General features: G+C 43.6%; 12 protein-coding genes and 1 pseudogene. 5 read left to right on the top strand and 8 right to left on the bottom strand.

The genetic code is table 11. The annotated features are described in order from the left end of the window. Positions 1 to 61: 61 nt before the first annotated feature. Positions 62 to 1036 carry an N-acetyl-gamma-glutamyl-phosphate reductase gene (gene argC / locus V7L05_RS00060; protein WP_335160642.1) on the bottom strand — a complete coding sequence of 325 codons (975 nt, stop codon included), beginning with the start codon at positions 1034 to 1036 and terminating at the stop codon, positions 62 to 64. A gap of 758 nt (positions 1037 to 1794) precedes the next feature. On the opposite strand from argC, the gene V7L05_RS00055 reads away from it, so the two are divergent. Beyond that, on the top strand, positions 1795 to 2958 hold the full coding sequence (locus V7L05_RS00055) for a choice-of-anchor tandem repeat GloVer-containing protein (protein WP_335160640.1): 1164 nt from the start codon (positions 1795 to 1797) through the stop codon (positions 2956 to 2958). A 274-nt stretch (positions 2959 to 3232) separates the two neighbouring features. Here the strand turns inward: V7L05_RS00055 and glpK are convergent, their stop codons facing one another. After that, the gene (gene glpK, locus V7L05_RS00050; RefSeq protein WP_335160638.1) at positions 3233 to 4747 is read right to left on the bottom strand and encodes a glycerol kinase GlpK; all 1515 of its coding nucleotides are present in this window, start codon (positions 4745 to 4747) and stop codon (positions 3233 to 3235) included. Here glpK and V7L05_RS00045 point away from each other — a divergent pair. Then, positions 4742 to 4882 carry a hypothetical protein gene (locus V7L05_RS00045; protein WP_335160636.1) on the top strand — a complete coding sequence of 47 codons (141 nt, stop codon included), beginning with the start codon at positions 4742 to 4744 and terminating at the stop codon, positions 4880 to 4882. The two genes, glpK and V7L05_RS00045, sit on opposite strands and share 6 nt — an antisense overlap. A 662-nt stretch (positions 4883 to 5544) precedes the next feature. Then, on the top strand, positions 5545 to 6879 hold the full coding sequence (locus V7L05_RS00040; protein WP_335160634.1) for a serpin family protein: 1335 nt from the start codon (positions 5545 to 5547) through the stop codon (positions 6877 to 6879). Between the two features lie 47 nt (positions 6880 to 6926). Here V7L05_RS00040 and V7L05_RS00035 read toward each other — a convergent pair whose 3' ends face one another. Continuing rightward, on the bottom strand, positions 6927 to 8105 hold the full coding sequence (locus tag V7L05_RS00035) for an RNA-guided endonuclease InsQ/TnpB family protein (protein ID WP_335160632.1): 1179 nt from the start codon (positions 8103 to 8105) through the stop codon (positions 6927 to 6929). Positions 8106 to 8380: 275 nt separating this feature from the next. After that, complete coding sequence (locus V7L05_RS00030) at positions 8381 to 9547, bottom strand: AI-2E family transporter (RefSeq protein ID WP_335160630.1); 1167 nt, start codon at positions 9545 to 9547, stop codon at positions 8381 to 8383. Positions 9548 to 9764: 217 nt separating this feature from the next. On the opposite strand from V7L05_RS00030, the gene V7L05_RS00025 reads away from it, so the two are divergent. Both V7L05_RS00025 and V7L05_RS00020 read left to right on the top strand, forming a co-directional pair. Further along, complete coding sequence (locus tag V7L05_RS00025; RefSeq protein ID WP_335160898.1) at positions 9765 to 10127, top strand: hypothetical protein; 363 nt, start codon at positions 9765 to 9767, stop codon at positions 10125 to 10127. A 283-nt stretch (positions 10128 to 10410) separates the two neighbouring features. After that, a complete protein-coding gene (locus V7L05_RS00020; RefSeq protein WP_335160628.1) occupies positions 10411 to 11835 on the top strand; it encodes an LCP family protein in 1425 nt (474 codons plus the stop codon). Between the two features lie 39 nt (positions 11836 to 11874). On the opposite strand, the gene V7L05_RS00015 is transcribed toward V7L05_RS00020, so the two are convergent. The 4 genes and pseudogenes from V7L05_RS00015 to V7L05_RS34565 form a co-directional block, all read right to left on the bottom strand. After that, the gene (locus V7L05_RS00015) at positions 11875 to 12933 is read right to left on the bottom strand and encodes an anthranilate phosphoribosyltransferase family protein (RefSeq protein ID WP_335160626.1); all 1059 of its coding nucleotides are present in this window, start codon (positions 12931 to 12933) and stop codon (positions 11875 to 11877) included. A gap of 272 nt (positions 12934 to 13205) precedes the next feature. Continuing rightward, a complete protein-coding gene (locus V7L05_RS00010; protein ID WP_335160624.1) occupies positions 13206 to 14153 on the bottom strand; it encodes a LysR family transcriptional regulator in 948 nt (315 codons plus the stop codon). Positions 14154 to 14635: 482 nt separating this feature from the next. Beyond that, a pseudogene (locus V7L05_RS34570) lies at positions 14636 to 14783 on the bottom strand (IS4 family transposase); the annotation flags it as partial. A 50-nt stretch (positions 14784 to 14833) separates the two neighbouring features. Then, a partial coding sequence (locus tag V7L05_RS34565; RefSeq protein WP_442937817.1) for a WGxxGxxG family protein occupies positions 14834 to 15465 on the bottom strand: 632 nt, incomplete at its 5' end.

The following is a 15465-nucleotide window of genomic DNA, read 5'->3' as shown; positions in this document are numbered from 1 at the left end:
ATATGTATCAGGGTTTGTGTGAAATGGTATGACTCCTGAATTCTGACTCCTGGATTCTTCTTCAACACAATCCCAACTCTTCTGGAAAACCCAGCATGATGTTTAGGTTTTGGATTGCGGCTCCCGATGCGCCCTTACCCAAGTTGTCCAGACGAGCAACTAGCAACACTTCTTTGGTGGTGTCATTGGCGAATACAAAAACCTGAACAATATTCGTGCCGTTGATTGCAATCGCATCCAGAAATATTCCGTCTCGCAGCAGAGTAGAATCTTGGAATGGAGCAACCTGGACGAATTTTTCAGTTTGGTAGTAGTTAGCGATCGCTTGATAAATCATCTCACCCGATGGAGGATTATCCAAAACCCCTAGCGGCAAAGGCACCTGCACCAGCATCCCCTGCTCAAAATCTCCCACTGCCGGTACGAACAGAGGCGGTGATGCTAACCCCGAAAAGTAATGCATTTCCTTAACGTGCTTATGCCCAAACTGTAAACCATAGATGCCATAAGGGTAGAGCGACTCTCCCCCAGCTTGCTGTTCATGGAAGCTATGATACTGTTTGATCAGATTCTTGCCGCCACCAGAGTAACCTGAAACTGCATTAACAGTGATGGGAAAGTTACTCTTCAGAAGTCCCTTGGCAATCAACGGACGGATACAAGCTAAAAATCCTGTAGGATAACAGCCTGGATTGCTGACAAACTGGGCGCTAGCGATTTTCTCTCGCTGTCCTGGATTTAGTTCAGGGAAGCCATATACCCAGCCTTTAGATGTGCGATGGGCACTACTAGCATCAAGGATCTTAACCGTACTACTACTGACTAAACTAACAGCTTCGCGGGCGGCGTCATCAGGCAGGCAGAGAATGACAACATCGACGGCATTGATTAGTTTAGCTCGCTCAGTTGCATCCTTACGTTTAGATGCATCAATGCTAACTAACTCGATGTCATCGCGTTGGTTGAGGCGTGAGTAAATTTGTAAGCCTGTGGTTCCTGATTCTCCATCAATGAAAATCTTCGGTTTAGTAGTCATGTGTTTCTTATATGTGAGTGATATTTTGACTGATTAATACTTACTTGATCTCTGATCAGGGACTGACAAAAAAAATACTCAACTACTTATTGTGGGGTGGGCATCTTGCCCGCCTTTGGCTAAGGGCGGGCAAGATGCCCACCCTACAAGAGTTTTTTTCAAAAATCAAATCGGCTTCCCATCGCAGATGTAAAAGTTTAATTAATTTTTTTTGTGTTGCTCACGACATCTAAAAAATAATGAGTATGTTATTCTATTTACCGAGGTCATAAATGATCTAACTTTCAGTAATTAACCTAAGTGTGAATACAGGCATTTCGGTGTAGGCAGCCAGAGGATTTCTGAATTCTTTCTGACCAAGACTATACCAAAATTCCTGGTGAGTTCTCACTAAAAACTAGCTTAAATAACGAATTTATAGTACCTGATATCACAAAAGCAGCTACTACAAAATTCGTTATGTCAAGCTATTATAGCTGTTTTCAATTGTATGGAATACATATATGTTGAGGAGTGCAAAGTCTTGCGCCCCATAACGTATTGCATCCATATGAGAATCGCTATACCAGTCTCAGGGAGATTCATAAAAATAAATCGAAGAGCCTTATTAAAACGACTAACCGACTAGGCTCAAAGCGAAACTATGTTCTGCGGAGCAGTTTCCGAAGGCGAGTGCGTTTTGTCACCAGAAGGGTAGATTCTTCGATTTATTTCGGGTTCGTGCCGGAGCAAATTTTTGTAGGAGTTAAGTGAACAAGATGAATCTGTGCAAACAACGTCAAAACAAGAATAGAGTATTGATTTTAACTTCCCTGGCTGTGTTAGCGTCTCCATTAGTATTGCCCTTGCAACAAGCTTTTGCAGGAACATTAACGACCGTTGTAAATTTCAACGGTACTAATGGAGCAGCCCCAAGTGCAGGCGTGCTTCCAGGGAGCGATGGCAATCTTTATGGAACTACTTCCGCAGGTGGTTCGCAAAGTAAAGGAACAGCATTCAAATTAAGTGGTACTACTTTTAGTACTCTGACCACACTAGTTAACTTCACTGGAACCAATGGAACTAATCCAGTTGCGAGATTATTCCAGGCAAGTGATGGCAATCTATATGGTGCAACTTTTATAGGTGGTACAAATAACTCCGGTACGTTGTTTAAGTTGCAAAAAACAACTTTTACAACCCTGACAAATCTTTGGAATTTCAATGGCACTAATGGAGCCAAACCAGCAGGTCGATTGATTTCAGGTAGCGATGGCAGCTTATGGGGGATAACTTCTGCCGGTGGGGTCAACAGTAAAGGAACTATATTCAAGATTCCGCTAACTGGTGGTGTCCCGACTATCGTAGTTAACTTCAACGGTACTAATGGAGCAACTCCATTAGCAAGGTTGCAATTAGCTAGTAACGGAAACTACTATGGCACAACCTCAGCCGGTGGAGCAAGTAATAAAGGTGTGGCATTCAAGTTAACTCCCGCAGGACTGATAACTTCATATAGCTTTAGTGGAGCTAATGGGCAAAGTCCCCAGTCTGGATTAATTGAATCTGGTGGATTTATCTATGGCACGACTTCTCTGGGTGGAGCCAGTAATAAAGGAGCTATATTCAAGCTTCCGCTCGGTGGTGGTACACCGGTTTTAGTTGCCAGTTTTAATGGCACCAATGGAGCTAACCCCACAGCTGCACTCACAAAAGGAAGTGATGGTAACTTCTATGGTACAACTTCTACAGGTGGTGCAAATAATAAAGGAGCCATCTATCGGTTGACTGGAGGAACCATCACTTTGTTATTTAGTTTTAATGGCACGAATGGGGCAACTCCGCAGTCCACGCTAATTCAACTTGCTAATGGTGCATTTTACGGTACCGCCTCTACTGGTGGCGCTTCTGGACAAGGAACTGTGTTTAAATTTATACCATAATTCAAAGACTACCTACGTACAAAATAAATAGTAGAACGTAGATTTTTCCACTTTCAGATAGTCACGCTTACTGACTATTTGAAAGTGGAAAAAGTAGGAGTTATTCTAAATGATCAATTTTTAAATCAAATTAGCCTGCTTTCACCATCCATACCAAAAAGCTCAGAATTGTTTCGATAGGAGGAAGAGGATAATCTAGTGACGTACCTACACTACAGCCGTACAGCCTCTTTCATGCTAAGAATTTTCGCTTCAACTCGTTTTTGGTGAAGGGCTACTCCTCCCAAGCGAGAGTGCGTTTCACTGCCTTTTGCCAAGTCGCAAAATTGAACAATGGGAAATTCTTCTCCGGCTCAAACACACGCTCAATTTGCCGTTGCTGCACCAGTGCTTCATAGCTCTGCCAAAATCCTACAGCTAAACCTGCTGCAAATGCTGCACCCTGAACGGTCGTATCGCGCATTATTGGACGTTCAACTGGAATACCTAACACATCAGCCTGGAACTGCATTAGGAAATTATTCTCGCAAGCGCCACCATCTACAGTTAATCGCCCAACTGGAGTACTGTTAGATGCATTTATCGCTTGCACCACCTCCATAACTTGATAAGCGATCGCTTCCAACACGGCGCGAACTAGATGCTCTGGTTGTACACTGGCGGTAATGCCGAAAAAGGCTCCCCTAGCGCTCATATCCCAGTAGGGGGCACCCAATCCACTAAATGCAGGCACAAAGTAGACTCCGCCATTATCTTTTACCTGATTGGCCATCGCTTCAGTTTCAGCAGCAGTTTTAATCAACTTCAGGCGATCGCGTAACCATTGGATACAAGCACCACTAGTAAACATACTGCCTTCAAGAGCATAGCCGACATCTAAAGTCCCCCTTGAATTCGCTTCAGTCCATGCCACTGTCGAAATTAGTTGATGCGGCGATCGCACAATTTGATTACCTGTGTGAGCTACCAAAAAGCTACCAGTACCGTAAGTACATTTGATCAAACCGGGGCGATCGCAGCCATGACCAAATAGAGCTGCTTGCTGATCTCCCAAGATGGCAGCGATCGGAATTTCAGCACCCAACAAAGTAGCATCAGTAACTCCAAATACTCCTAAACTAGGCTGAATCTGGGGCAAAATATGAGCCGGAATTTGAAACAGATCCAATAAAATCTCATCCCACTCACAGGTGTTGAGATTCATCAACATTGTCCGGCTGGCGTTGCTGTGGTCGGTAGCATGGACTTTTCTACCCGTGAGGTTCCACAGCACCCAGGTATCAATGGTTCCTGCCAAGACATTGTTCAGATCAATATCAGTAAAATTGTCTAATAGCCATCTGAGCTTGGTAGCAGAAAAGTAGGCATCTATAATTAAGCCAGTGCGATCGTAGATATCTTGAGCGTAGCCTTGCTGTTGTAGCTGATGGCAAAGGGGAGCAGTGCGGCGATCTTGCCAGACGATCGCTCTATGGAGTGGTTTACCAGTAGTTTTGTCCCAAATCAAACAGGTTTCACGCTGCACAGTTAGTCCCAAGGCGGCGATCGCTGATGGCGGAATCTGGGCATTCCCAATTGCGGTTTGCATCACCCAACAGGTATCTTGCCAGATTTGTTCAGGGTCATGTTCTAACCATCCGGGCTGAGGATAATGCTGAGTTAGTTCTTTGTATGCTTGCCCAACAATCTTACCGTCTGCGTTAAACACAAAGGCGCGGTTGCCTGTGGTACCTAAGTCCAGTGCCAAGATGTAGCCCAATGATGGAGTTCTCTTGTCAAATGTGTGCATAGCGGCTTTGATATGCTGCGATCGCGGAGTTGGACTTTGTTTGTTTACAACCGCTATATCTATAAAAATACAACAGAAGTGGTTATTGTGCGATCGCGTAGCTTACCGAAAATTTGGGTAAAAGCCCCGTCCTAGAAGGACGGCTTTAATTCTCTAAATTTGTTTTGAAAGTTTCCGGTGATTGGTATAATAAAACAATATCACAGGTAGAATAACCGCTAGCACAAATGGATAACCAACCCCAAAACGACTCGCTAGGAAATAATGGTTAGTGGGCGGCGAAAACCACGATAAACATAGCTAGGGTAGCCAACCCGCACCCATACCAGAAAAGTCAAAAACTTGTTAATTAAGCGTACCGTGGGGCACACGGAAACAAGGGGAGAAATCCTCTATAGCTTGGGGAGATAAGCCCTCTGGGGTTGTCTAAATTAGGCTCGAAACTTGGTTCAATTGAACGGGTTTTTGGTTTAAGTAATGCCGAAAGGATAGGCAGTTTAAAGGTGTATCAGTGAACCAAGAATCCCCATGCCTTCAGGCTGGGGAGTGTCAAAATACGTTTATTAGGAAAACTCCTAGAAATCAAAATTTTCATAACTCGTCTGCGTAGCCGCCTCAATTACGAATTAGCAACTCTCACAAGTTGTGTTTAATTTCTCTGAACTACTAACTTGCTGTTACCGAAACTGTAACAGTCCTATTTTTCTATTGGAGCAAATGCAATAGTTAATCATTGACACAGTATCTGCGTCAACCATGATCACAGATCGGGAATCTTTGACAAGTGAGGTGGTATAATGAATCCGCAGAAATATAGTAGTGTGAGAGAAAATTTCATGCAGAGACGCTATGGTGTTAGTCTGGGCAGACGTTATGCTCTGGCAGCTGCAAGTGTTGTTTTATTCAGTGTATTAGGGTATTCTCAAGTCGATAGTAATAAAAGCGCCCTTGCCCAATCGAGTTTACCCAAGCCAGAAACTCCATTGCAAAAAAAAACACTCAAGACTGATGTAAAAATCGTTGAGTCTAGCAATAAGTTTGGCTTCAAACTGTTTTCAGAAGTTCTGAAAAATGCTCAGGGTGGGAAGAATGTTTTTATCTCACCTTCGAGTGTGGCGATCGCTCTGGCTATGACCTACAACGGCGCTAGCGGCACAACTCAAGTAGCGATCGCAAAAACCCTGGAATTACAGGGAATAAATCTACCAGAAATCAACTCTTCTTACGCGGCGGCATTAAAGCAGCTTGTAGACAATCCTGATGCAAAAGTGCAACTGAATATTGCTAACTCACTTTGGGCAAATCAAAATGTTAGCATTGCGCCAGACTTCCTCCAGAGAGTACAGTATTTCTATAAAGCCAAGGTTAGCAATTTAAACTTTCAAGATGCCGCCGCACCTAATATTATCAATAACTGGGTCAAAGAAAATACTAACGGCAAAATCACTAAGATAGTTGAAAATATCCAACCCAACGATGTGTTATTTCTGATTAATGCCATATATTTTAAAGGAAAATGGACTCAAAAATTTGACAAAAGTCAAACCGCTCAATACCCCTTTTACATCACATCTGGTAAGCAAAAACAACACCCGATGATGTCACAGGACGGTAACTATAGATACTATGAAAGCAAACAATTTCAGGCAGTTAGTTTACCTTATGGTAAAGATGGGAAATTCAGTTTTTATATATTCCTGCCTAAACAGAACTCTAACCTCAAAGCCTTCTATCAAAACTTGAATGTTGAAAACTGGGAAAATTGGATGACTCAGTTCAGCAAACGAGAAGGGTTTATTCGCTTACCCCGCTTTCAAACAGAGTATGATATTAAACTCAATGATGCCTTAAAAACTTTAGGCATGGCAGAGGCTTTCAGCAGCAAAGCCAATTTTTCCGGCATCGGTAAAAATCTTTTCATCAGCGAAGTTAAGCATAAAACTTTTGTGGAAGTGAACGAAGAAGGCACGGAAGCAGCTGCGGTTACTTCAGTGGGAGTAACAGTGACATCAGTAGCTTTTCCTATAGAGCCACCATTCAAAATGATTGTTGACCGTCCCTTCTTCTGTGCCATTAGGGATAATCAGACGGGAAGCGTTTTGTTTATGGGTTCCATCATTGATCCGCATTGACACTCTCAGGGCTGAAGCCACTGAGATTCTTTAATCAAAGACATGACTTACTCAGACAGGATTTCTCCAACATGAGCAGTGGTCGCATCTCCTAAAGCGTTGCTTGCGTCTAGCGCAAAGGTTCCGGTATGCCCTACCGTACCCAATCCTCGACTAAGGATGTTTCTAGCCGCGTTTTCGTCTCTATCCATCACACATCCACATAAACATACGTGTGTCCTAGTAGATAGAGTCTTCTTGACAATTTCACCACAGCTAGAGCATTCTTGACTCGTATATTGCGGATTTACTGCAATCGTGACTCGTTTAAATACTTTTCCAAAGTACTCAACCCAAACACGGAACTGATACCAAGATGCGTCGTTTATTGACTTAGCTAAACAATGATTTTTCACCATGTTCTTAATCCTCAAATCTTCGTAGGCTATCAAGTCGTTAGACTGAACTACGCACCGTGCAAGTTTTATTGCATGGTCTTTACGTTGCCTACTTATTTTGAGGTGGCATTTTCCTAAAAAAGTCTTAGCCTTGCCTCTATTTTTTGAACCTTTTACCCTTCTGGAAACACGACGTTGGGAATGCTTGAGAAGCTTTTCACCCTTGCGAAGAAACTTAGGATTCTCGACCACAACACCATCAGAATCGGTGTAGTATTCCTTCAGCCCAACATCTAATCCGATTGTATTACCAGTTGGCTCTATGTCTTCGGAACGGTCTACATCAATGCAAAATTGAACGTACACGCCCGAAGCTCGTTTTACTAATCTTACCCGTTTAATTTGGTTGATTTGGTAGAAGCCCAGGTCACGAGTACCTTTGAGTTTTAACCGTCCAATCCCGTTTTTATCACTGAAGTTTATAGATTTACGATTATCTGCAAGCTTCCATCCCGATGTTTTGTACTCAACAGAGCGGCAATCTTTCTGGAATTGAGGATATCCTTTCTTACCAGAAATACCCTTTTTACAGTTCTCGTAAAATCGAGAGATAGAAGACCATGCTCGTTCAGCAGAAGCTTGTCGAGCCATTGAGTTGAGTTCGTTAGCGAAGGGAAAATTAGCTGCCAGTACAGCACAATATTTCTGCAAGTCGTTCTTACCTGTACCTTTAACGTCCATCCATAGCCGAATACAGCTATTACGAATGAACTTTGCAGTCCGAATTGCCTCATCTATTGCTGTTAACTGGGCTGATTTCCCATAAGCTTTAAACTCAAAAACAAGCATCTTTCTTACCTCCTATCTTATACTAGCATAGTTGGCGTAAAAAAAACTAACGGTTGGGAAAGATTCAATGCCTTTATTACCGCACGAGTCGCTTATATTTCAGCACGCTTTGTGACTGAGCTTTACGCTTACCGACTAGTTTGTAAAAAATGACAAATTTCTTCATTTTGAATTTAATTCTAGTAGTCTGTCAAGAACTAATTGACGAATAAATTTTCTGTAGAGACGGCGATTTATCGCGTCTCTCTAACCGTCAAAATGAATTTGACAGACCACTAGGGTAATGTCGCTTCAGAAATACTCAATGTGTTTTTAGCGTCAGTTTTTGGGGATTCATTTGCTGCAACCGGTGCAGTTATCTCCCCAGTGATGCTGTCGTTTGTCTGGCTACCAGGACGCAGGGCGCTTAAAGCAGTCTTAATCACAACAGCTGTGGGTACTGCCACAATTACACCCAACAGTCCGCCAATTCTTGCCCCTGTCAACACCGAAATTAAAATCCAAACTGGATTTAAACCAGTAAAGCTGCCTAAAATTCGGGGGGCAATTAAGTTTTCGAGAATTTGCTGGACAATTACTGCTGCTATCAACACTCTCACACCCATTGAGAAATCTTGCAAAGCCACCAATATTGTAGTCAGGGCGATGCCCACAGAACCGCCAAAGGGGACGAGAGCCATCAGACCAATAGTTAGACCGAATAGCAACCCAAATGGTACTTTCAGCCACAAAAAGGTAGGAATGAGGGCTGAAGCCATACAGGTAGATAAAATCAGTTGGGTGATGAAGAAATTTTGGAAGCTGAGGCGGACTGTTTTGGAGAAAGGATCTCGAAATTTAGCAGGTAGCCATTCCACTAAACTTTGCCAGAGTTCACCTCCATGCTGTAAAAGATAGAAAGTCAAAACTATCGTCAAGAGAATATCTAGCAAACTAGTGACTGTGATCACAGCCAGATTTAAAACTTGTCCAGCGATCGCTTGCAATTGTCCTTTGACGCGATCGTTGATTTGCACTACCAGAGCATCAAGGTTAATTGGTAAGCTAAAAGTCTCAGCTTTTTCGTTCAATATCATTAACTGAGCACGTCCAGAGTCGATCAACTCTGGCAAACGAGCCACCAGTTGTTGAGCTTGGGTAAGGGCTAGGGGAAAAAGTGTAACACCCAACGCCAATAAAATCGATAAAGCCAAGAGAAATACTAGGATAGCAACTTGCTCTCGCCTAGCACCATGATGCTCCATCCAGCTCACGGGGTAGTTGAGCAGAAATGCTAGCACTGAGGCTGCGACTAAAATCACTATGAGAGAATGGAAATAATCAAAAAATACCGAAAGTGCCCAACCATTGAGAACTAGTAGCGGAGCGAATAGCGCGATCGCCCCGATTCGCGCTATTGGTGTGAATGTTTGCCACCAGTCGAGTAGCTTGCGTGTCTGCATTTTGAGCTGATTGCGGGATAGAACTAAATTAAATCTTTCTTTACAGCTTATTATCTCTAACTATATGAATCTGATTCATCCTTCTAGTTTAGGAGTTAGACTAACCCTAATGGAGAATTTTAAATCGAAAGAGAATGGGGAGTCGGGAGTGGGGAGTCGGGAGCAGAGGAGCGCTTGTGCAGGGGAGCAGGGGGAGAATAATAATGCCCAATGCCCAATGCCCAATGCCCAATCCCCAATCCCCAAAACACAGTTGCTTTTATATTTGATTCCGATCATCGGCTTTTTTCCGTCCTTGTGGACTCTCTATCGGGGCCAGGGTAGTCGGGAACAACTTGCTATTAGTCGTCTGTCTATCACTTTGGCGCTTATTTGGCTGTTGGGATATCTATTATTAGCTAGTGGAGCAGCAACTTCAGATTTTTTGACACTACGTCTATTTATCCTCAATAGCTTTCTCACATCAGGTTACTTTTTAGTGAGTGTCTGGTTGATTTTGCGACTGATGCAGGGCAAATCTGGGCGTTTACCAGGGTTTAGTACTTTAGCAGAACGAGTGCTGGGCAAGTATTTATCTTAATTTTTGCGGGTGATAATTTGCCAGTATTTTTACTTATTTCCTCAAAAATGCGGTTGATTTATCTATAATATCTAGTCAAATCCAGTTTATTATTGCCATACTTCAGTAAAACATCTCCAGATTGCCCCAAAATAAAGATAAATGCTGCTATAAGTGTTGTGGTTAACACTATAAAAAAGTTAGCACTAATAATTAAGAGTTAGCTATTATAGGTTGATTTGCCAGGATGTTTTTAGTCTGCAAATTTACCGGATTTGATTAGTCAGTAAGTGTGAGGAAGTCTGTGACCATTCAAAGAAGTTCGGCGGCAGAAAACCAGTCGGGAAAAGCCTCAAAGTCCAATAACAAAATTTCCCAGAACTCGAAATCAGGACGTTGGCTGTGGTTTTGGGTAGGTATGAGTGGTATTGCAATGGTGTCAGCAACAGCAGGGGCGCTTTTGGCGGTGTCTTTGACCAGTACGCCTTTGCAACAAGCCCAGCTAAGTCCAAAGGATGAGGCAGTCTTTGATGGCGATCGCATTTCTGGAGGTGTGCTGCGATTTTCCGAATTAACTCGCCCGGTGAATCTGTTGGTTTTGGGAATGAGCGTACTTCCCCCGGATATCCAAAACCCTCCCCCAGAAACCAAAAACCTCAGATACCAGCCCGAGATAAACTCCTTTGATGGTCTTTCCGATGTGATGCTCTTGCTCAAATTTGATCCAGAGACGAAAAAAATAATTATGCTCTCCATTCCCAGAGATACCCGCACAGAAATAGAGGGGTATGGGGTAAAAAAAATTAATGCTGCCAATGTTGACGGTGGGCCAGCTTTGACTGCCAAAACCGTCAGTAATCTTTTGGGTGGGGCGGGAATTGATCGCTATGTCCGAATTAATGTTCTGGGAGTTGCCAAGCTGATCGATGTTTTGGGTGGCGTGACAGTCTACGTCCCCAAAAATATGAAGTACCAAGATGATTCTCAGCATTTGTACATCAATTTGAAGGCGGGTAAGCAGCATCTCAACGGCGATCAGACACTGCAATTGCTGCGTTTTCGCCATGACGAACTCGGTGATATTGGTCGGATTCAGCGCCAACAAATGGTTATGCGTGCTTTGATGGATCAAACACTGAACCCAGCTACTGTTGCTCAATTACCTAAAGTTCTGGATGTAGTGAAAGACCACATCGATACCAATTTGACGGTTGAGGAGTTAGTGGCGCTAATGGGTTTTGGGGTGCGGACAAATCGCTCTAATATGCAAATGTTAATGCTGCCAGGTCGCTTTAGCGAGAAAAGCGAGTTTGATGCTAGCTATTGGTTGCCCAACAAAAAGGGTATTGCGAAACTAATGGCTCAACACTTTGGTTTGGAATCAGAACAGGAACAGCTGGCGACTACGGCTGACCCCCGCTCTTTACGTGTAGCAATTCAAGATAGTACAGGTGGCGATCACTCTAACCTGCAACCATTAATTAGAGCCTTAGAAAAATCTGGATATCGCAACATCTATCTGGCCAAAGCATGGGGTGAACCTTTAGAGGTAACTCACATTGTCGCCCAACAAGGAGATAATGAGACTGCCGAATCAGTTCGTAACACTTTGGGATTTGGAGAAGTGCGTGTGGAAAGTACTGGCAACCTTGGCTCGGATATCAGTATCCAAGTTGGTAAGGACTGGTTGCAAGAAAAATCTATCTTGGAGCAGTCGCTGAGTAAATAATTCGTAATTCGTAATTCGTAATTCGTAATTAATTACGAATTATGTTGACTGTGAATTTACTGACTGGCTGAGTTCTTGCAGTTTAGCTGCTACCACACCATTGGTTAATAATTCTTCTGCTTTCGCTAAACCCTCTGACATATCTGGACAAATACCACTCCGCCATAAGTAAAATCCGCCATTCCACAAGGCTGTTTGCATGAGTTCACCTGGTTTACCTGCTAAAACATCTTGAATATCCGCCAGCAGTTCTTCAGTTGTTCCAAGGGGTACGTTCTTGGTAGTAAAGCCGTAATCACGCGGTACGAGGTGTAATCGTTCTACCTCTTGGGATGCTACGGATGAAGATAAGCTGATGATCGCAGTGCGATCGCGCGGTAAGTCGCAACTACCTTCCAATCCTTTGACTAATGTAAATTTTGTTACTCCCCGCAGCCCCAGAGCTATGTGAAACATCCCTTCTGTCGGCGGATGAACAAACCCAGCAATGACGTGAGCATCTCCAGCATAAGGACACCAAATTAGCTCCATTGTCGCCAAGGGCGGACGTTTGCCGAGTTGGTCGCGGTACTCCCAAATACTGTTAGTTAAGGGAAAATGCTGAGGAAGATAAATAAAGCCGATTCCCGTTTGCTCAAATACTTGCTGGGTTTTTGGTAGTGGTAGCCTAGTCCAATCGACTCCTAAACCCTGCCAAATATCTATTAGGGGTAAGCCATACTTAGTTGGTAGGCGATCGCCACCGTGCATCAACATTGGTTGTCCAACTGCGGCGAGTAGTAAAGCTGTGACGGGACTGATTGGTGCTGTGCGTGTTCTACCATCATAGGGGATGCCAAGAGTGATCGCTGGTCGCCCAGAGCCGATTGGTTGCAGTTTTGGCCCTAGTTCCTGATAAGCATCCAACATTCCCGCTAACTCTTCCCCCGTAGGACGCTTGATTCGATGAGCAATCAAAAACGCTCCGATTTGGGCTGGTGTAGCTTCACCCAGCAGCATCATTTTAGTAGCGGTGGCTGCTTGGGCGCGAGTTAAATTCTCGGCTGTATGGTTTCCGCTACCTACTTTTTGCAGGAATTCCCGAAATACATTGCTCATTTGTCCTTTGTCCTTTGTTATTTGTCCATTGTCCTTTCTAAAAATGACTAATGACCAATGACTAATAACTAATGACCGAAGGAGGAAAGGATACAGAGCAACTAAATTGATTTATGGACAACATAGAAACAATTGGGCCGCTAGCGTTTGCACAAAGCACTCTAAGTCCAAGTTTTCAGAGCAAATAAATTTATTTATGGGGATTTGAATGCAAGAATTTTAAATTTTGAATTCCCCGTTCGCGTAGCGTCTCCAAGAGTTGGGATTGAGGCTTAAGAAGCCGATCGCTGCTGATCAATTTGTAATGGGATATTTTCGCGCACGAGTTGCCAAAAGTGCTTGATGGGGGGAATTTGCAGACGGTCTTGAGTTGTTACCATTACTACCCGACGAGTCAAACTAGAACCATCTGCTAAACCACTAGTACTATTGCTGGCTAAGGAGCGAATCACCAGAGTAGGGTCAAGACGTGCTTCCATTAATGCTGATTGAGGTAGCAAAGCTATTAGTTGTCCTTGACGCACAACCCCCCGGAAGGCATCTAGGGTGTTTACCTCTAAAGCCGCTTGGAGTTTAGCTTCTAGTCGCTCAAATCTATCTTGTATTAAGCGCTGCATCCCATAACCATCTTTAAAAACCACTTGAGGATAACGAATTAGCTCCGACCAAGGAACGCATTCATATTGGGCTAATGGATGATTGGCTGCGGTTAGAACTTCTATAGGTTCATCATAAAGTACTTCTACCACCATTTCTCTACCAGTGGTTAAAAAGCGATTATTCATCACAATTGCTAAATCCACCAATCCATCTTTGAGGACTTTCAGGGCGCGATCGCTTCCCAATGAAGTCACCCGCAATTGTACATCTGGATAATCATCACAAAATTTTTGCAAGACTGGTGGTAGATAAGATCCGCAGAGGGAGTGAATCACAGCAATGCAAAGTTCTGGCTGCTTTCCGGCGATTAAATCAGCTAATTCTTCTGTAGCTGTCTGCCATTCTTGGCAAATTTTGCGGACACGGGGTAGTAAACATTCACCTAAGAGTGTCAATTTTGCATGACTGGTTCTGTGAAACAGTTCTACTCCCAAATCTGCTTCTAATGCCTGGATTTGGCGACTAATTGTTGATTGGGTAACACCACATTTTCGCGCTGCTTGTTGAAAGCTGCCGGTTTGGGCGATCGCTAGAAAGGCTTGCAACTGCTCTAGGCGCATTTTTATGTAGCCTGAATTACATTTATCGGTTTTATTAAGTTAACGTTTTTTTACCCACAATTTAGTATAGTTTGTTACAGGTTTTATTCCCTGATTTCCATTTAATTCAGAGGGTGTAGGGTATAGGGGGTAGGGTTGCAGGTCTCCACGTTTAAAAACGTGAGATTGAAACAATGAGCGGAGGCGGAGACACTCCGCCTCCGCGCTTTGTGGAAGAGCGCTACGCGTCTCGATACAATTCTTTTTTTTAAACTGAGCAAAGACTCAGAACTAAAGTTTTTTCTTTTTTCTTTTCTACACCCTACACCCTTCTTTGTAAATTTTTGATGAGCGTGTGTATTGCTGTACAGTATCTTTAATTATGAATTAATAATATCTAACTCTTGTGTTTTTCCTGAGTGATACTCAGCCATTGCTTCGGATACGAGTATAGCAAAGGTATCTTTAGAGCCTGCTAATATTTATCGTACTACATATAGTTTTGGTACAGGAAGTGCAACTACAACCTCAGTACATAACTGATTGAGAACAGCATAAAAAATCTAAGTAGCAAGAAGAGAGGATTTGGACTCCATTACAATCGCCTACCCAAATATAGGCCAACCCCAAAAGCTTTTTTGTTAGTAGAAATTGAAGTTGGCACAAACGAGGGCTGTACGCCTCCTAGAGTGTTGTGAATATTATTTAGAGCGAGGAGAACGTGTTACTTCATCAGGATCGCTATAAGCCCGGACTTTTTCGCGATTACGAGGCAGACCTGCTAAACCAGCTAAACCAAGCAAACCTAGCCAACCCCAATCGAAACCGCGATCGCTAGTTCTTTCGGAAGTTGTGATACCTGTATTTCTATTAGTATCTGTAGTTCCAGTGCCTGTGGAATCAGTACCTGTAGTTCCAGTACCTGTGGAATCAGTGCCTGTAATTCCACTACCTGTAGTTCCACTGCCCGTGGAATCAGTGCCTGTACTTCCACTACCTGTAGTTCCACTGCCTGTGGAATCAGTGCCTGTAGTTCCACTACCTGTAGTTCCACTGCCTGTGGAATCAGTGCCTGTAGTTCCACTGCCTGTAGCGCCAGTACTTGAGCCAGTTCCACTGCCTGTAGCGCCAGTACCTGAGCCAGTTCCACTGCCTGTAGCGCCAGTACCTGAGCCAGTTCCACTGCCTGTAGCGCCAGTACCTGAGCCAGTTCCACTGCCTGTAGCGCCAGTACTTGAGCCAGTTCCACTGCCTGTAGCGCCAGTACCTGAGCCAGTTCCACTGCCTGTAGCGCCAGTACCTGAGCCAGTTCCACTGCCTGTAGCGCCAGTAC

The organism is Nostoc sp., assembly GCF_036917755.1.
Taxonomy (GTDB): domain Bacteria; phylum Cyanobacteriota; class Cyanobacteriia; order Cyanobacteriales; family Nostocaceae; genus Nostoc.
Note: the sequence above shows the minus strand (reverse complement) of the source record. Positions and strands in the feature narration are given on the sequence as shown.